The sequence below is a fragment of the Bacillus pinisoli genome, from assembly GCF_023036475.1.
In the GTDB taxonomy this organism is placed as follows: Bacteria; Bacillota; Bacilli; order Bacillales; family SA4; genus Bacillus_BS; species Bacillus_BS pinisoli.
This window is the reverse complement of the sequence record NZ_JAJQKI010000006.1, coordinates 117,430-134,853: the sequence shown is the minus strand read 5'-3', so window position 1 is coordinate 134,853 and position 17,424 is coordinate 117,430. Positions and strand designations below refer to the sequence as shown.

16 protein-coding genes and 1 riboswitch are annotated in these 17,424 nt (G+C 36.4%); of the genes, 7 read left to right on the top strand and 9 right to left on the bottom strand.

Going from position 1 to position 17,424, the window contains the following annotated elements; translation table 11 throughout:
* Positions 1-159 precede the first annotated feature (159 nt).
* Positions 160-708 carry a methyltransferase gene (locus tag LT143_RS10810; RefSeq protein WP_246942993.1) on the top strand — a complete coding sequence of 183 codons (549 nt, stop codon included), beginning with the start codon at positions 160-162 and terminating at the stop codon, positions 706-708.
* Between the two features lie 183 nt (positions 709-891).
* On the opposite strand, the gene LT143_RS10805 is transcribed toward LT143_RS10810, so the two are convergent.
* From LT143_RS10805 to LT143_RS10795, 3 genes are all read right to left on the bottom strand, one after another.
* Positions 892-1,620 (bottom strand): ZIP family metal transporter, encoded by a 729-nt coding sequence (locus tag LT143_RS10805; protein WP_246942992.1) that lies wholly within the window; start codon positions 1,618-1,620, stop codon positions 892-894.
* A 146-nt stretch (positions 1,621-1,766) separates the two neighbouring features.
* Entirely contained in the window at positions 1,767-3,596 is a 1,830-nt protein-coding gene (locus tag LT143_RS10800; protein WP_246942991.1) for a diguanylate cyclase, read from the bottom strand.
* Between the two features lie 11 nt (positions 3,597-3,607).
* Complete coding sequence (locus LT143_RS10795; RefSeq protein WP_246942990.1) at positions 3,608-4,003, bottom strand: hypothetical protein; 396 nt, start codon at positions 4,001-4,003, stop codon at positions 3,608-3,610.
* Positions 4,004-4,577: 574 nt separating this feature from the next.
* On the opposite strand from LT143_RS10795, the gene LT143_RS10790 reads away from it, so the two are divergent.
* The 4 genes from LT143_RS10790 to LT143_RS10775 all read left to right on the top strand — a co-directional run bounded on the left by LT143_RS10790 (position 4,578) and on the right by LT143_RS10775 (position 7,183).
* Positions 4,578-5,648, top strand: a complete 1,071-nt coding sequence (locus LT143_RS10790; RefSeq protein ID WP_246942989.1) for an ATP-binding protein — start codon at positions 4,578-4,580, stop codon at positions 5,646-5,648.
* Positions 5,649-5,949: 301 nt separating this feature from the next.
* Positions 5,950-6,120 carry a hypothetical protein gene (locus tag LT143_RS10785; RefSeq protein ID WP_246942988.1) on the top strand — a complete coding sequence of 57 codons (171 nt, stop codon included), beginning with the start codon at positions 5,950-5,952 and terminating at the stop codon, positions 6,118-6,120.
* Between the two features lie 406 nt (positions 6,121-6,526).
* Positions 6,527-6,616, top strand: a riboswitch (cyclic di-GMP riboswitch).
* 28 nt (positions 6,617-6,644) lie between these two features.
* Complete coding sequence (locus LT143_RS10780; protein ID WP_246942987.1) at positions 6,645-6,782, top strand: anti-repressor SinI family protein; 138 nt, start codon at positions 6,645-6,647, stop codon at positions 6,780-6,782.
* 71 nt (positions 6,783-6,853) lie between these two features.
* Positions 6,854-7,183, top strand: coding sequence for a helix-turn-helix domain-containing protein (locus LT143_RS10775; protein WP_246942986.1), 330 nt, complete (start codon positions 6,854-6,856; stop codon positions 7,181-7,183).
* 468 nt (positions 7,184-7,651) lie between these two features.
* On the opposite strand, the gene LT143_RS10770 is transcribed toward LT143_RS10775, so the two are convergent.
* The 3 genes from LT143_RS10770 to LT143_RS10760 form a co-directional block, all read right to left on the bottom strand.
* On the bottom strand, positions 7,652-7,966 hold the full coding sequence (locus LT143_RS10770; protein ID WP_246942985.1) for a helix-turn-helix domain-containing protein: 315 nt from the start codon (positions 7,964-7,966) through the stop codon (positions 7,652-7,654).
* 241 nt (positions 7,967-8,207) lie between these two features.
* Positions 8,208-9,314, bottom strand: coding sequence for an alanine racemase (locus LT143_RS10765; protein ID WP_246942984.1), 1,107 nt, complete (start codon positions 9,312-9,314; stop codon positions 8,208-8,210).
* Positions 9,315-9,469: 155 nt separating this feature from the next.
* Positions 9,470-10,951, bottom strand: coding sequence for an alanine/glycine:cation symporter family protein (locus LT143_RS10760; protein ID WP_246942983.1), 1,482 nt, complete (start codon positions 10,949-10,951; stop codon positions 9,470-9,472).
* 166 nt (positions 10,952-11,117) lie between these two features.
* Here LT143_RS10760 and LT143_RS10755 point away from each other — a divergent pair, with 166 nt between their 5' ends.
* Both LT143_RS10755 and LT143_RS10750 read left to right on the top strand, forming a co-directional pair.
* Entirely contained in the window at positions 11,118-11,255 is a 138-nt protein-coding gene (locus tag LT143_RS10755; RefSeq protein ID WP_246942982.1) for a hypothetical protein, read from the top strand.
* Positions 11,256-11,517: 262 nt separating this feature from the next.
* A complete protein-coding gene (locus LT143_RS10750) occupies positions 11,518-12,012 on the top strand; it encodes a hypothetical protein (protein WP_246942981.1) in 495 nt (164 codons plus the stop codon).
* 62 nt (positions 12,013-12,074) lie between these two features.
* On the opposite strand, the gene LT143_RS10745 is transcribed toward LT143_RS10750, so the two are convergent.
* The 3 genes from LT143_RS10745 to LT143_RS10735 all read right to left on the bottom strand — a co-directional run bounded on the left by LT143_RS10745 (position 12,075) and on the right by LT143_RS10735 (position 17,152).
* Positions 12,075-13,907: an ABC transporter ATP-binding protein gene (locus LT143_RS10745; RefSeq protein WP_246942980.1), complete on the bottom strand. Its 1,833-nt coding sequence runs from the start codon at positions 13,905-13,907 to the stop codon at positions 12,075-12,077.
* The gene (locus LT143_RS10740; RefSeq protein WP_246942979.1) at positions 13,888-15,630 is read right to left on the bottom strand and encodes an ABC transporter ATP-binding protein; all 1,743 of its coding nucleotides are present in this window, start codon (positions 15,628-15,630) and stop codon (positions 13,888-13,890) included. The genes LT143_RS10745 and LT143_RS10740 overlap by 20 nt, the downstream gene beginning before the upstream one ends.
* Before the next feature lie 325 nt (positions 15,631-15,955).
* Positions 15,956-17,152, bottom strand: a complete 1,197-nt coding sequence (locus LT143_RS10735) for an MFS transporter (RefSeq protein WP_246942978.1) — start codon at positions 17,150-17,152, stop codon at positions 15,956-15,958.
* Positions 17,153-17,424: the final 272 nt, after the last annotated feature.

The window sequence follows — 17,424 nt, the reverse complement described above, 5'->3', positions numbered from 1 at the left end:
TAGTCTGAGGAGTCTAAAAATACCCAACACAAGTATTGAAGGGACATAGCCTCTCTTACGTTACATTCGACTAATAGTATAAGAATAGGGTAAAATGAAAAAGTCATGTGTCTCTTAAACACATGACTTTTTTATACGAAACGTTAAAGGAGTTTTTTCATGATCTTATACACAATACTTCTACTATCACTATTAGCAACTCTTTCCATATTAACCACAACCATGAGAAACAGAATTTCTCCTACCCCAACATCTTATAAAGTTAAAAAGAACTTACTTAAGCTCTTGGAAGAAGAAAGCCCTCATAAAATAGTAGACTTAGGGGCAGGGTGGGGGACGCTTGTCTTTCCAATTGCTAAGCAGCATCCTGAGGCAACTGTCGTAGGATATGAGAACTCTCTTATACCCTTTCTATTTATGAAGATACGCCAAATGGTCTCTAAAACACCTAATCTTATGATTGAGAGAAGAAATTTCTACAAAGAAAACTTATCTTCTTATGATATCGTCATATGTTACCTATTCCCATTAGGAATGAAAAAACTAAAAGATAAGTTTACTCATGAACTAAAAAATGGTACATCCATTTACACTCACACCTTTTCAATCCCTGGATGGACCCCCACTCAAAAATGGAAGGTGAAGGATTTGTACCGAAGCACCATTTTCCAATATAAAATCTCAAAACAAGAAAAGGTGAACGATTAACTCTCTCTACTCGTTCACCCTGTAAACTAGATATTGCTGGTAAACTTAAAACCGTAATTTAAAGATTCAGCCAACAATAACCATTGTTGGCTGAATCTGTAACCATGGCTCTTTTCTAGCAATCATTTGGAAAAAAATGAGGCTTTTTATTTGTAGAACTACAAATTTTTAGATAAATGAGCCTTATCCATAATAAGTTAAGATGAGTGCGGTTAGTAAGCCAAGTGCAGAAACGAAACCAACTATAGGTCCTCCTTCTTCAAATGCTTCTGGAAGCATAGTAGAAGACACCATTGCAAAGATTCCACCCGCTGCGAATGCTCCGATTGAAGTTATTAAAAACTGAGAAGACGCGTCAATCCAAACATACCCTAAAAAAGAACTAATTGATGATAGTATCATGACACCGAACCAAAGAGTCAGGATCTTTTTCTTCGAATATCCATCCTTCTTCATCCCGATGCTACTAGAAAGCCCTTCAGGGAAATTACTAACAAAGATCGCGATGACAATTACCCAACTAACTGAATGATTCTCTAGCAAGCTAACACCAATAATTACTGATTCAGGAATAGCATCCATCATGGTGCCGACAAAGATGGCTAAACCTGAATGACCAGCAGGACTGGTCTTAGATCTTTTTCGTTCATGGCCACCTTTTCTCATAATGATTAACTCTGCTGTAATAAAAGCGACAGAGCCTAATAAGAAGCCGATGGACGTGTAAAGTATTCCACCTTCTCTAGCGGAATCGGTGAGTAATTCAAAAGTAGCTGCACCTGTTAAAACCCCCGTTCCAAATGCCATAATGAAGGCTGATATTTTATTGGGTATTTCTTTAAATATGCCGAGAATAGCCCCTATTAACAGGGATGAACCTGCTATACCTCCCCATAATAATGCCTGTAACATATCATCTAACCCCTGCATTTTTTATGGTTAATATGCCCGTTATCTCCTTATTCCATAAGCCACCTTTTTAATATTTATTCGCTAGTATATGTACCCTCTTTCCTAATTACATAGAAAAAGCCACCTTCGTAAAGGTGACTTCATCTCTATTTCCTTATTTCTTCTAACATCAGCAGAAATTCATCTACTACATCTGAGTTAAACTGCTTCGATTTTCCATTTAGCAACTCTTGTATAGCTGCTTCTTCCGTCAACGGTTCTTTCCGGTACGGGCGTTTTGAGGTCATTGAGTGGTATGCTGCAACAACGGCAATAATGCTCGCTCCTAATGGAATTTCGGTTCCCTTTAGTCCATGAGGATATCCCTCACCATCCGGCTGCTCATGATGATGTAAGATAAAAGGCAGGGATTGATGTACTTCTTCAATATTGGATAAGATATGATAACCGAGTATTGGATGAGTTTTGATCGTATCGTACTCTTCTTCGTCCAGTTGCCCTTCCTTGTTTAAAATCTCAAGGGGTATTCCTATTTTACCTACGTCATGTAATAAGCCCGCAACCGCTATATCGTGTATCTCTTTTTCACCAATACCCATCCGGCTGGCGAGTTTTGCTGCATATTCTGATACGACTTCTGAATGACTTGTCGTATACGGATCTTTTACTTCCACTGCCTTAACTATAGAAAGAATGGTATGAAGTAATGATTTCTGTTCCTCTACTTTACGCTCGTACTCCTGTTTCTCCATCGTCTTTAACTGGCGTGCCGTGATAACCCGATTTTTCCCAAGACTCTTTGCTGCATACATTGCTTGGTCTGCTATATGTACAAATTCATCTTCACTTGTATCATCAGGATAAATAGCTAGTCCAATACTTATCGTGATTGGAGTAAGGATATTCATACTTCCATGGATAGCAACCTTCTCTCTTATCCGCTCCGCTACATAGCCTGCTGTCGTTTCATCCGCATTCTTCATGATCACGACAAACTCTTCTCCACCATATCGACACACAATGTCTCCTGCTCGGACATTATGACTAATAAGTTCTGAGATTTCAGTTAAAATTTTATCTCCATAAAGATGGCCTTGATGATCATTTAACTTTTTAAAATTATCAATATCACAAAATAAAAGAGCCATGGAATGCCCATTTTCTTTACACTCTTTCATACCGAGGTTTAACATGCGCTTAAAGTAAGCGCTATTATATAGACCTGTTAATGGGTCTGTTATACTTTTTTGTAGTCGGTCTTCTAGGTTATAGACCATTTCATTAAACGCATTTGCTACTTCTCTAATTTCAGGGCTGGCATTTACTTCCACTGGTTGGTAAGTTTCACCCTTCTGAATGGAAACAGCCGCTTCTCTCAGCGTCAATAATGGCTGAACTAATAGTCGCCTAATAATAAAAGATAAGAATACCAGTAATACAATTGATACGGCGCCGGCTACTAAAATAGTTAAAATGATTTTTTTGTTTGCAGCCTCGAGTTCCTCTGTTGAATCGAGAATGAGCTCAATCGCACCGCTTGTTTCTCCATCTGTTATAAGTGGAGCCACGATTCTAACTTTCTTTACCCCTTGATCATTTACATGCGCCACCATTGTCTTTCCAGATAGATAGGTTGGACTCAATATTTCAGGTGTAGATCTTTCAAGATCATTCCGATCGGTTGACGCTACTACCTCATATCGGTCTTTAACTTCCATATGAAGATTGAGCGCAAGCACATTGTCTTGACGGTGCTTAATATAGTCAAAAATCTGTTGAACATCTTTTATCGAACGTGCTTCTTCGTATCTACCATTAATAGCCGTAGTTATACCCTTTAACTGGTTCACATTGGTTTCTCTCACTGCATTATAAAGGGTGTATGAGTTAAACAAAACAATACTGGACATCGTGACAACAATGACCAGAGTAAACATAAAAATAATCTTTTTTTGTAAAGAAAGTTTTTTTAACAACATATTCACCCTTACTTAATTTCAAATTCTATTACTTCGGAAACTCCATAAGGCGTATGGTCATTATTGTGGAGAGATATTCGTAGTTCGTGATTTCCACTTTCTATATCTTCTATAATGTGAGGGGATACTGTAATTCCCTGCTTTTCTCCATTATCTAAAAAGAGATGAATATGTCCTTCGCCTTTTACACTTTCAAGACCGTAATTAGCTTTAGAGACAACTAAGTCTGTATCAACATAAACAATTGCTTTGTTTCCTTCAACTTCTAGATTGACTTTTAGAGAAGGCTTAAATTCTTTTTCCTCAACATCATGATCATCTACCACCGTAAATTCATTGGATTGGCCCATGCAACCTGATAATAGTAATCCTGTACCTAAAAATAAAGTGTATAATCGTTTCATATGATTGCTCCATCTATTAGTCTATTAAACAAATTCTACTATTTTACTAATAAGAAATACCTACCATCTTAAAAATATACATCTTATACCATTTCTAATCAATAGCTTTTTATATTTTGTCAGAATGATTTGGCTATTGTAATAAAATCCATTTTTGATAAAATTTCCTTATATATAGGCTCTTTTCTAAAACTTTGTTGCTTTTCAATCTTATACTTTAGCAATTTCGCTATATATACTACGACTAAACTGATTTTTTAAGGTTAGAAAAGAGCAACTTTTCTAGATTTAAAGCAGAGACATTGAACTACCAAGTAAGAATCCGGCTTCCTGAGATTTTTACGAAAGCAACAATCTATACGAAAACAGCCTATATCTAAGTTAAGGAGGGGACTGCAAAATGTCGGATATCGCTAAGGATATAATCGTTAATTTGTTCATCTTTATTAGTCTTCTCTTTATATATGTAGTGAATGTTAACATCACTTCTAGGTTCAAAACTTATTCGCATTTCAAAAAAAACTTACTCGTCCTGATCTGTATTCTAGGGGTCATCCTTTGTTATTTCTTTCCTATGCAGAAAACAAACGGAACACCCATTGATCTCGGTCTAATCCCCGTTACAATAGCAGGCTTATACGGTGGATGGACAGGCTATTTAGCACTACTAGTGAGCACTTTATTTCTCCTGTTCATAACGGATCACACGATGTCTATTCATCTAGTGATTTCAGGATTAGCTTTCACTGTATTCTTTTATTATTTTTCACCAGTCTACTTAAAAATGAGATTGAGATTAAAGCTAATAACATCAGTAAGCTTAAGTTCTTTTCTTATGGCCGTTTTATTATGGAAACTTCACGTTTACTCTTTTTCCTTAACAACCAGTGTGATGTTCCTATTCGCCATCTCTTTCGGAACTGGAATCATAGTCTATACATTGGAGTTTTCACATAATCATTTTTTAATATTAAATCAGCTTCAAAGAGCGGAAAGAATGAATGTCGTAAGTCACTTAGCCGCTTCCATTTCTCATGAGATTAGAAATCCACTAACTTCTTCTAGAGGGTTTCTACAACTCTTACAACAACCTTCAGTTTCTGATGAACAAAGGCAATCTTACTCAGAAATTGCCATAAGAGAGCTTGATCAAGCAGAACGTATTATACGAGATTACCTTACGTTTGCTAGACCTGCACCTGAACAAAATGAAAGATTAAATATTCAAGATGAAATATTAAAAGTCGTATCCATATTAACCCCCTTATCAAATAGTGCTAATGTACAAATTAATATTAGTATGATTGAAGGCTGGATTACTGGAGAGAAAACAAAATTTCAACAATGCTTAATAAATTTAGTGAAAAATGGGATAGAATCTATGCCTAAAGGCGGCTATCTATTCATTAGTGTTAGCACATCAAAGAATTCTGTTGTCATTACAATTGAAGACCAAGGAAGCGGAATGAGTTCAACCCAACTGGCAAGGCTTGGCGAGCCTTATTTTTCAACAAAGGTAAAAGGTACTGGGCTTGGTATGATGGTTGTGTATCGAATTATTGAATCTATGCGTGGAACAATTACTGTTAAAAGCCAAATTGGAAAAGGGACCATATTTACACTTACCTTTCCATCTGTTAAGTAATCGATAATAACTTCTTAAGAAATAATTGTTTTCAAGTCATACATCAATTGTTAAAATGTCTATGAGATTAGTTAAGACAAGATAGCGAACCTGTTTATGTTCTTAACAGTCAACATATTGTAAAAAAGAAAACGTTGGTTTGATAGTAGCGTTACCTGCTTGATACTAATCGTGTTTCTATACTAAAAATGTGTAAAACACATGTTTATTTAGTATGGAAAGACGGTTTTTGTTTTTTCCTAAGGCACTTTTCTAAAATTTGCAACTTGAAATGAACTGTGGAGTAAGGAGGATTTCTGTTTTGAAAGAAACTAAAAACACATCTCTAATTGAAAAAATCGTGTACTATAAAAATTGTCAATGCAAGATCCTTTTCGACTATGGCAATGGGCGTTTTGAAATCATGTGTGGAGAAAAGGTGTTGTTGGTTAGTGGTGAAGAAATCTTATTTTCTGAGCAGCCAGAACATTAGCTATTCATATAAAAGATTTCTAAAGACCCATGACCTATATAGTAACTCTACTTATTCACTCTAATCTTTTTTCTTTCCGTTTATAAAACATGTCTTTGTTCCTACTAAATTTCTAAAAACATATCGACAAATTATACAGGTTATTTACATATTTTTACTTTTAGATTTATCATTTCTATTATTTTTCCTACAAAACTGCCCTCTTAAGGTAAAAAATCAAGATAATTCTTCTATTTAAAAGATGTCTTTGAAATAAATGTAAAAATTTATCAGTTTTTTATTTAGTTTCGTCGACACCCTTCAACACTAATATTCAGAATATTTTCATATAATTCACTACATAGTACATTTGTAGTGGATTTTTATATTAATAGTTATATACATAAGTTTTTCTACATATATATTTATCAGAAAAAGGCAAACCTATTGAAAAATAGGGACGCAAAGTCACAGGTCTAACATTGGGTTTTTCAATAATGACGGCTGGTCTGCCTGAAATACTACTAGTATTTTAGGAGGGTATCATGATTACAAATCTTTCAAAAGGATTAGAAAAGCTTGACCAAGAATGGGTGGACCTGATCTTAGCAGCATTGGATATGGGATTAAGTGTGGAAGAAATCCAAGCCTTTTTGAATGAACAGCCGGCTACAAAAATTTAAGTTTCTTTCGTTCTTAAAATGGAACATCTTCTTCGTTATATGTTATAATCATAACGAAGGAAGGTGATCTCATGATCGGCCAACGTATAAAACAATACAGACTACGTAAACAGCTTTCTTTATCGGAATTAGCAGAGAGAGCAGGAGTTGCAAAATCCTATTTAAGTTCCATTGAAAGAAATCTTCAATCTAATCCTTCAATTCAATTTTTAGAAAAGGTTTCAGCCGTTCTAGGAGTATCTGTAAATACATTACTCCATGATCAAGAGTCCACTTCTGCTGAAGTTGAAGAGCTAGATTCTGACTGGGCAAAACTTGTTCGGGATGCCATGAATTCTGGAGTATCAAAGGAACAATTTAGAGAGTTCTTAGATTTTAATAAATGGAAACTTAAACAATAAGATTTTAAACTCAGAGAAAAAGCGCTAAGGTGGCTTGAAGCTAACTTAACGCTTTTTTATGTAGGCAGTTATTTACAGAAGCACAATAAGTATAAAATAGTTACCATCTATTAAATATATGTTAGAAAACGAATCTTTCTTTTTTTCTGTGTTTCACGATCTTTCAAATAAATGGGGATGACTTTTTCTACTTTTGGGACCTCAGCATGCCTTAACTTTAAATGGGTTATATCTTTATAACAAGAGGGACAAATCCAATTCCCAAACTCACTACTACTATAGGAGGCTCTCATACACCGATCACAGGTTTTTTTATACATTCTTATCTACTCCTTCTTTCAGTAGTTGGTATAGTAAACACTACGAATTAAATTAAATCTAGTAATATATATGTAAGTAAACAATCCGTTAGAAGTAATATTACTTATTCTTAATAGAGAACATTTCAACCAAAAAAAAGAATCAGGATTATTTTAGTAATTCAATTAGTTGCCGTAGCTTTGCTTTATCAATTTGGGATTGACTCATTTCCATTGCTAAATCAATAATCTCTTTATCTATTAATGATAGATCGCCACTTGCCCGCTGTTCTCCGTTTAGCAACGAGTGAACTTCAACTTTTAAGGCAGTAGCTAATTTATCAATTACTTCAATGCTAGGGTTGTTTTGCTTTCCTCTTTCTATAAAACTTAGATAGGATTTGGATACTCCAGATCTATTTGATAGCTCGGTTAAAGACATACCTCTTTTTAAACGCCACTCTTTTATTACTTTACCGTCCATGTTTTCTAGTCTCCTTTTCCTGCGGATAAAATCCCCCTTACTTAAGTTGAAGATAGCAATCAATCGTTCCCTATTAAGAACATTATACAAAGCCTATACGAAAAAGTAAAGCAACCCGAAATAGTTAGGTATATACTCCCAAGAAATTTACTATTTTTTCATTATTAATCGTGATAATAGACATAAAAAATTCGTTGAATCGGTATTAAACCCCGATTGTTTTTTCAACCGGGGTTTAGGCTTACCTTGCTTTTCCTCTTGCATCGACTTTCCATTTACCTATAACGTGCCCGTTACGATGAATGACATATTCTTCAAACATATTTGCGACCGTGCAGGCGTGATTAGGGATAATTTGAACTTTATCATTTAGTTTCAATAGAAGGGATTGGTGAAAAGTGCCTACTCCATGCTCCTCGGATAATCGCTCCATGGTGATTCCCTCTATATCTTTCACGACGCCATACCCCGTAACGGTCTCGTTTCCATGGGCACCTTTATCTAAACAAAGTGATTTACTTCCTGCGTCAAACACGATTCGGTCAGGGTAAACTCCCACAACAGATGATAATACGGTAAGTGCGCACCTTTCAATATTCGTTACTCCTAAGCCGACCTGAATGGCATCAATGAAGGCAGCATTGCCTGGACGAATTTCTGTAATACCTTTCACTTTACCTGCCGTTTGATAGGTTGGTGTAGACCCTACACTTCTCACCTTAATAGGAATTCCTTCTTTCTCACAATCTTCCGCGCTCTCCACAACGGCTTTAGCCTCGTCATGACCAATCTTCTTAATATCCAACTTGGACTTAGCTCCATAAGAGTGACCTGCGTGTGTAAAAATACCTCCAAGTCTTATATGTGAAAGATTCATAATATACTTTGCTAACTGGACAGCTTCCTTCCCTGGTTGCACACCACATCGCCTTAATCCTGAATCTACCTTTATCCACACTTCAAGAAGGTGGTCGGTGTGGCATAATGCTTGCTGTAAGTAGGTCAACTGCTGTTCCTGATCTACTGCTACTTTTACTCTTATTCCTCTCTCTAGCAGGTTAATAATCTTATTAATTTTATATGTACTAGAAATAGGATATGCAATCAAAATATCCTGAATCCCCGCTATAGCCATTACTTCTGCTTCTTCCATTTTAGCGACGGTTATTCCGGTGGCACCTGCTTCTAGTTGCATCTGAGCGATCTTTATGGATTTATGTGTTTTAATATGGGGACGAACTTGTACTCCTACCTCACGTGCAAATGAAGCAACCTCCGCTATATTTTCTTTTAGTTTTTCATAGTCTAACAAAAGTGCAGGTGTATCAAGTTCATGTATGAATGTCATTATAATTCCTCCGTGCTTAAGAGTTTTAGAAAGGTTCTTTTCGTATAGTTTGTTGCTTTCAATATTAGTTTAATGTCATCTGCTGGATATCTATTAGAACCTCAAAAAATAGACAAGCCCTGCATGAAGGCTTGTCATCACATGTTTATATGGTTTTATACGTCTAGCGATTTATCCTTCTTTGAAGGATTAGAATCTGCCTCATATTTAAAATCTGTTACCCAATAATCTGCATTCTTTATACCTAGCTTTTCTGGATTAAAGACAGGGTCCACTCCAGCTTTTTTCTGCTCTTCGTAGTCTTTAAACACTTGTAGTGCAGGCTTAGCTAAGATTAGAATGGCGATCATATTAAGCCATACCATTAAACCGAGACCAATATCACCGAATGCCCATGCTAATTTCGCTTCGTTTACTGCTCCATAATATGTTGCACCTAATAAGACAATTTTCAGTAAAAACATGGCTACTTTTCCAACTTTACCTCTTGTTAAATAGGCAATATTCGTTTCTGCAATGTAATAATACGCCATGATTGTCGTGAAGGCAAAGAAGAATAATGCAACTGCCACAAATCCTGCTCCAAAGCCAGGCAATACGGACTCAATGGCATTTTGCGTATATTCTGCCCCTTCTGGTACTCCTTTAAGGTTCTCAACGATAAACGTACCATCTGGTGCTTGTGTATTGTACATACCTGTAAATAAGATCATAAAGGCCGTAGCTGAACATACTAGTAATGTATCAATATAGACGGAAGCCGCTTGAACTAATCCCTGTTTAGCTGGATGAGAAACCTCTGCTGCCGCAGCTGCATGTGGTCCCGTTCCTTGACCAGCTTCATTAGAATAAATTCCTCGCTTCACTCCCCAAGCAATGGCCATACCGATAATTCCACCAAAAGCAGAATCCACTGCAAAGGCACTTCTAAAGATTAACCCTAATACCGCTGGAAGCTCCTGAATATTTACCGCAATGATGATTAGAGCTAGAACAATATAACCAACTGCCATGAAAGGAACAATATAAGAGGCAGCTTTTGCAATACGTTTAACACCACCAAAAATAATAAGAGCTAACAGCACAATAATAATAATTGCAGTAACCTTTGTATCTATATCAAATGCGTTTTTTACAGCGACTGCAATTGAATTTGATTGAATACCAGGCATTAATAATCCTACTGCTAAGAGTGCCGATAAAGCAAAAATAACTGCATACCACTTCCAGCCAATTCCTTTTTCAATATAGTAGGCTGGGCCCCCGCGGTATTCACCGTCTTGCTTCGTTTTATACACTTGAGCAAGCGTAGATTCAATAAATGCACTTGAAGCTCCAATGAATGCGATTGCCCACATCCAAAAAACAGCCCCAGGTCCACCAAACGCAATGGCAGTTGCTGTTCCAGCAATATTACCTGTACCTACACGTCCAGATAATGAAAGCGCTAACGCTTGGAAAGAAGAAACCCCTGCATCTGAACTTTTCCCTTTAAACATTAAGGAAAACATTTCTTTAAAGTACCTAACCTGTAAAAAACGAGTTAATAAAGAAAAGAGTAGTCCTACTGCTAAACAACCATAAATCATCGGCGAACTCCAAAGGACACCAACAAGCCAATTTACAAACCCTACCATAAATACCCCCTATTTATCAGAATTTTTTTAATCCTAAAAAAATTATATGCTAGGATGGACGGTTAAACAACACAAAATTTATCTTCCCACCTTGACTTATACGAATCGTTACGAAGTCCCGCTCCCTTGAATATAATGAGACAAATTGTAGATTGGGAGGTTTATTATGGTTTCTATTTTTAAAGGGAATGAAGTTCAGTACTTATCAAATGATGGAGTACATCCAAGTCTCTGTGGTTATCAAGTTATTGCAGATGCCTTTCGTAGTGAACAGTTTGGGCCGCTTTCATACCTGGATGAATAACCCCTCCCCAACATCGCTAATTCGATAAGTTTATTACATGTCCATTCATAGGTTGTATGTAGCGGTAGGATGTGAGAAAACCATCGCGGATTCCATGTTCATTCATATAACAATGGATGATAAACTTAAAAGTTTTAGAATAGGGCCTTTGGGAATAATAGAAACGAATAGATTTCTTTTAGCATGGATTTGCTTTGACAATATTGAGGCTTATTTCTAGAATAAAAGCCTTGTAATCATGTAAGAAGGAGCGAGTTTCTTTATGAAGGAAAAGGTTTATATTCCCGCTACTACTGGTATTTTAGGACTTATGTTGACTGTGTATGGACTCGTGATGTGTGCTGGAACGATCATAAACATAATGAACCAAGATGGGCTTTCAAGTTGGCTTTCTCTTATTGCCTTTAGTGGCCTATATCTTGGGACTTGTGCTATTCTTTTTTTCACCATTAAAGGTCAAAAGATCATCATTACGAATGAAGGCTTGGCATTAAAACAACTTGGTATGATTAGATATCAAGTGAGATTTGAAGAGATCGTAAAGATTAGTAAAGGGAAAATGAGCGGATCTCCCATTATGAATTTGGACGTCAATATGAAGGGAATATCAAAAACTTTACCTTTTCCTTTCCTCCCCTTTCAAAAGGATTGGGAAGAAATACTTGGAACGATAGAAGCACAGTGTGGAAAACATGTAATGGGAGAAATGGAGTTAAAAAGAGAACCTGGTGAGCTTAGAACCTGGGCTAATTCATAAGAACGAAAAAAGCTAGCCTCTACTCTGGCTAGCTTTTTTCATATATATGGAGGCAACCCATTCTATACAGCATCGTCTTCTACTCGACTATGATACATCTCATAGTAAAATCCTTGTTGTGTTAATAATTCATGATGGGTACCTTTTTCAATGATCGTTCCATCCTTCAGCACAAGAATTATATCTGCATTCTGAATAGTATTTAGTCGATGTGCAATAATAAAGCTCGTTCTACCGCTCATTAGTCTTTGTAGAGCTTCCTGAATTTTTAATTCTGTAATAGTATCAATACTGCTTGTTGCTTCATCAAGAATTAAAATGGTAGGATCGGCTAGGATGGCTCTCGCAATGGATAATAGCTGCTTTTGTCCTTGACTAATTCCACTACCATCCTGCTTTAATTTCATCTCATATTGATTAGGAAGCTTCATAATAAATGAATGTGCATTTGCTAGTTTTGCAGCCTCAATCACTTCTTCATCTGTTGCATCTAACCGTCCGTATCTAATATTTTCTAAAATAGTTCCCTCGAATAGGTATGATTCCTGTAGCACAAAGCCCATATGTTGACGTAAGCTAGATCTCTTAATAGAAGATAGATCATGTCCGTCAATTAGTATACTGCCCTGATCTATTTCATAGAAGCGTGATAATAAGTTTATAACCGTTGTTTTTCCTGCGCCAGTTGGACCAACTAATGCTACAGACTGTCCTGCATGAACATGAAAGGATAGCTCACTAACCGTATCCTCTCCTTTTTCATAGGAGAAGGTTGCCTCTTTAAACTCTACTTCTCCTTTTACTTCTTTTAGTTCAATCGCACTTTTCTCGTCCTTCTCTTCTTCTTCATGATCTACGATTTCAAATACGCGCTCTGCACCTGCAACAGCAGAGAGTAATGTATTAAATTGGTTGGCTAAATCATTAAGAGGTCTTGTAAATTGTCTAGAGTACTCCGCGAAGATGACAATCGCTCCAATAGTAATCCAGCCATTAAGAGCAAAAATACCTCCGACACCTGCTATGATGGCAAAGCTTAAGTTATTTAATACGTTCATGACTTTAGGGATAAAGCCCGTAAAAGTTTGGGCCCAAAATGCAGAACCTTTTAGCTTTTCACTTTTTACTAAAAACTCCTCAATCACCTTGTCTTCACGAGAAAAGGTTTTAACAATGCGTTGGCCTGATACGGTTTCTTCAATAAACCCATTGAGATTTCCTAAATTCTTCTGAGTCTCTTTAAATAAGCTGCCTGTTCGGTTGGTGATCCATCGAATACCAAGAAACATGGCAGGAATAATTGTTAGCGTGATCAGTGTCAATAATGGACTGAGCCAAAGCATAACAGAGATTGTTCCGACCAATGTCAGTACACTAGAAAAAATCTGTATGACGGAACTGTTTAACGTTGAACTGACATTCTCTATATCATTTGTAATTCGACTCATTAGTTCCCCATGCTGTCGCTTATCAAAAAACGGAATAGGTAGGCGATGTAAATGCTGAAACAATTGGTTTCTCATCGTCTCTACTGTTGACTGCGCAATTCCAATCATCCAGACATTTTGAAGCCATAAGGATATAGAATAAAAAATATAAACAAAAATTAAACTTATTATTAATTGTAAGAAGCCATCCAGTTCCTTATTTACAATATAATCATCAATGGCAACACCAATAAGAAAGGGACCAAGCAGTCCTAGTGCAGAGCTTACAACTACCATTAGTAAGACAAGGGAAAGGAGACCTTTTTGTTCAGCTAGATAATTCCATAATCGTTTAATAGTAGCCGTCCAATTCTTTACTTTTACTTTCTTTTTAGTAGATTGTGCTTTTTGTGCTGAATCTAGTTCTATCTTTTTATATCGGAACGGTTTACTCAACTGCTCGAACATGGTCTCTTACCTCCTCTCCATACTGAGAAATATAAATACGTTTATAGAGTGGTGACTCTTTTAATAATTCTGGATGACTACCTTCGGCTATAAGTCTTCCTTCCTCTAAAAGTAGTATTTTGTCAGCCTCTATTGCTGTACTAATCTTTTGAGTAATAATTAAAGTCGTACACGTGTATTCGCGAATCGCTTTTAGCAACTTTGCTTCTGTCTTTAGATCAAGTGCACTTGTACTGTCATCCAATAATAGAATCTTAGGATTTCTTATGAGAGCTCTTGCTATAGAAAGGCGCTGTTTTTGACCACCTGAAAGATTAACGCCCTTTTGCCCAAGAACCGTTTCATATTGTTTAGGTAGCTTCTCAATGGTTTGATGTATTTGCGCATCCTTAGCAGCCTTGATGATTTCATCCATTGAAGCATGATCTTTTCCCCATTCAATATTTTCTCGAACGGAACCAGTAAAAAGTAACGCCTCCTGGGGTACATAACCGATTTGTTTTCGAATGTTTTCCATTTTCATAAAGGTAACATCCTGACCATCTATCAATACCTTCCCCGCTGACACATCATATAGCCTTGGAATAAGTTGAAATAACGAGGTTTTTCCGGAGCCTGTCGCACCTAAAATGGCAACCGTCTCACCCGGATTTACATGGAAAGAGATATCGTCTAATACGGTTTCGGTAGTATCTGGATACTTAAAGGACACACCTTGAAACTCAATACGTCCAGATACGACCTTCGCCTCATGGTTCACTTGTGTAGATTCGGTTAGATCAATTTCTGTATCCAGTACTTCTACAATACGATTGGCGGAAGCTCGTGCTCTAGAGAACGCCATTACAATCCAGGAAAATACAGATAATGCAGAAGTAATACGCATTGCATAGTGAACAATGGCCACTACTTCTCCAACCTGTGCTCCTCCATTATTAACATTAAAGCTTCCGAACCATAAAATGGCGATGATACTTGCATTCATAAGCACCAGCAATAATGGCATCGTTGTTTCCATTAGACGTAAAGCAGAAACAGTTTTTTCTCTTAATTCTTCATTGGCCTTCGTAAATCGTTTTACTTCATGATTTCTTCTTAAGAAAGCTTTTATGAGACGCATTCCTACTAAATTCTCTCGCATTACTCCGTTAACCGCATCTAGTCGCTTCTGAACATGACTAAATAATGCTCCACCCTTGTTCATTACCCACACTAAGAAGAAAAATAATACAGGAACGGTCACTACTAATAAAAACGCCAGCTTTACATTTACCACTAGTGACATGATGACTCCACCGATAATTAATAATGGAGCCCTTAACATAATTCTTAGTCCCATAAAGATGGTATTCTGCAACTGTGTTACATCGTTTGTCATTCTCGTAATGAGCGAGGAAGTCGGGAATTTATTGAAATTGGCAAACGAGAATGCTTGAACTTTTTCATATAAGTGTTTTCGGATATCAAAGCCATAACTCTGGCTCACATGTGCTGCATAAAAGGAATTTATAATCCCAGCTAAAAAAGCCAGCAATGACATCCCAATCATAATGGCCCCCCAATAAATGACTACTTGTAAATCTCCTTTAATAATTCCATCATCAATAATTTTCGCCATTAATAATGGGTGAACTAATTCTACCGTTAACTCCGTTAGCATTAAAATTAATGCAATCGTTACTTGAATGCGATATGGTTTTAGAAACGATAAAGCTTTTACCATGATTACGCCCCCGTTTATCCACAATAAAATATTTAGCCTAACTAATATCTCGAATTTATATATTCTTTTATGATACACCGTTTTTCTATTTTTTTAAATAAATCTGATAATGATAAGGAAGTACTTACGTTATTTTAGGATAATAATAAAAAAGGTTAGTAATCGTGTATTCACAAAATTCATCGTTAATTGTCTAAATTTTTGTTTAATTAATCTCGCTAGTACCCGGCGAAAGTGCAGATGGTACTGTAGGAAAAATCCTATTATTTAAATCAGCAGTAAAAAAAGACGATGCGCTTGCATCGTCTTTTTACATTTTATTAGTTTACGAGACCGCCTGGTGCTCCGTCATCCGCTTTCTTCGCTTCTCAAGTAGAGTTAATATTAGGGTAACGAGAAGAAACAAGCTCGAGATCTGAAACAAAGTTGCGATTTCTAAGAACTGAGCGAGTACTCCAAAAATTAGGCCCCCTAATCCAATACCAAGGTCAATGGATGAATAGAACATTCCGTTCGCAACACCCCTTCTATTCGTTGGAGTTTTAGAGAGCGTCCATGATTGAAGAGTTGGAAGCAACGAGCCAAAACCTACACCAAACAATAACCCTGCAATAATAATAAATAAATCAGAATGCGCTAGTGATAACACCCACATTCCCATAAACGTCACAATTGAACATACGAGTACAATTCCTTTAGGACCTTTTTCATCAAACCATTTTCCGGCGATTGGTCTAGATATGGAAGCCATAATCGCATTACTTAAATAAAATAAGAAAATGTGCTCAATTCCTCGTTCTTCAGCAAAAATAACGATGAACGTTGCAATTGAACCATATCCAAAGGTTGCCATAATTGTAATTAAAGAAGGATACCAGCCTGCTTTCTCAATAAGTGAACCAAAATAAGAGAAAGTTAGTTCTTCCTTTTTTACCGACTTGACTGACTCAGGTGTAGAATAATGAACAATTGACAACATAATAATCGCAATAACTCCTAATGCTCCTGAAATGAGTACCAAGTTATTAAAACTTGTCACTTGATATAAGAAAATTCCTAAACTCGGTGCAATGATCATTCCTAACGTGACAGATAAACCAAAGTACCCCATTCCTTCGCCTAGTCTTGAATTAGGCACAATATCTACTGCAGCGGTACCATTGACAGTCGTAGACCATCCCCATGCAAGACCGTGAATAAATCGAAAAAGGAGAAAAAGTATGACAACCTGTGAAAGAGGATAAATAAAGGTGATTGTTAATAAGGCAATTGCTCCAATTAATACCAGAGGCTTGCGTTTATTAAATTCTAATAAATAGCCGATAAAAGGTCGACTTAGGACGGCACCTATTGAAAATAGACTTGTCACAAGTCCAATCTCAATACCTGAAGCACCCAAGGACTTTATATAAGGTGGCAATGTCGGAATTAACATCTGAAAAGACATAAATACAAATAAGTTCCCTACCATTAACAAGATGAACGATTTACTCCAAAGCGTTTCCTTTACTTTCTGTTCCATCCTATCCTCCTTTCTTTCTAGGAGATTACTATTTAACATGTAATACCAACTATTTCGTCTCTCTAAATAATAACATATGTAGAACTATTAAACATTTACATTTATTGTATTATTTTTAAACGAAGGGTATTTCTTAATAGATTGTTACTTTCATAAACAAATGTACCTGCTAGTTACAGTCTGGTACATACAAAAAGAGGTTGGGACATAACTAATTGTGACTTCCTCAAACACGAATATTTAATTGTTCATATATATTTGTTTTTGGATAC

Coding starts and splice junctions, on each gene's coding strand:
- LT143_RS10810 (WP_246942993.1), top strand. CDS start 160: ATGATCTTATACACAATACTTCTACTATCACTATTAGCAACTCTTTCC.
- LT143_RS10805 (WP_246942992.1), bottom strand. CDS start 1,620: ATGTTACAGGCATTATTATGGGGAGGTATAGCAGGTTCATCCCTGTTA.
- LT143_RS10795 (WP_246942990.1), bottom strand. CDS start 4,003: ATGAAACGATTATACACTTTATTTTTAGGTACAGGATTACTATTATCA.
- LT143_RS10790 (WP_246942989.1), top strand. CDS start 4,578: ATGCAGAAAACAAACGGAACACCCATTGATCTCGGTCTAATCCCCGTT.
- LT143_RS10780 (WP_246942987.1), top strand. CDS start 6,645: ATGATTACAAATCTTTCAAAAGGATTAGAAAAGCTTGACCAAGAATGG.
- LT143_RS10775 (WP_246942986.1), top strand. CDS start 6,854: ATGATCGGCCAACGTATAAAACAATACAGACTACGTAAACAGCTTTCT.
- LT143_RS10770 (WP_246942985.1), bottom strand. CDS start 7,966: ATGGACGGTAAAGTAATAAAAGAGTGGCGTTTAAAAAGAGGTATGTCT.
- LT143_RS10765 (WP_246942984.1), bottom strand. CDS start 9,314: ATGACATTCATACATGAACTTGATACACCTGCACTTTTGTTAGACTAT.
- LT143_RS10760 (WP_246942983.1), bottom strand. CDS start 10,951: ATGGTAGGGTTTGTAAATTGGCTTGTTGGTGTCCTTTGGAGTTCGCCG.
- LT143_RS10755 (WP_246942982.1), top strand. CDS start 11,118: ATGGTTTCTATTTTTAAAGGGAATGAAGTTCAGTACTTATCAAATGAT.
- LT143_RS10750 (WP_246942981.1), top strand. CDS start 11,518: ATGAAGGAAAAGGTTTATATTCCCGCTACTACTGGTATTTTAGGACTT.
- LT143_RS10745 (WP_246942980.1), bottom strand. CDS start 13,907: ATGTTCGAGCAGTTGAGTAAACCGTTCCGATATAAAAAGATAGAACTA.
- LT143_RS10740 (WP_246942979.1), bottom strand. CDS start 15,630: ATGGTAAAAGCTTTATCGTTTCTAAAACCATATCGCATTCAAGTAACG.
- LT143_RS10735 (WP_246942978.1), bottom strand. CDS start 17,152: ATGGAACAGAAAGTAAAGGAAACGCTTTGGAGTAAATCGTTCATCTTG.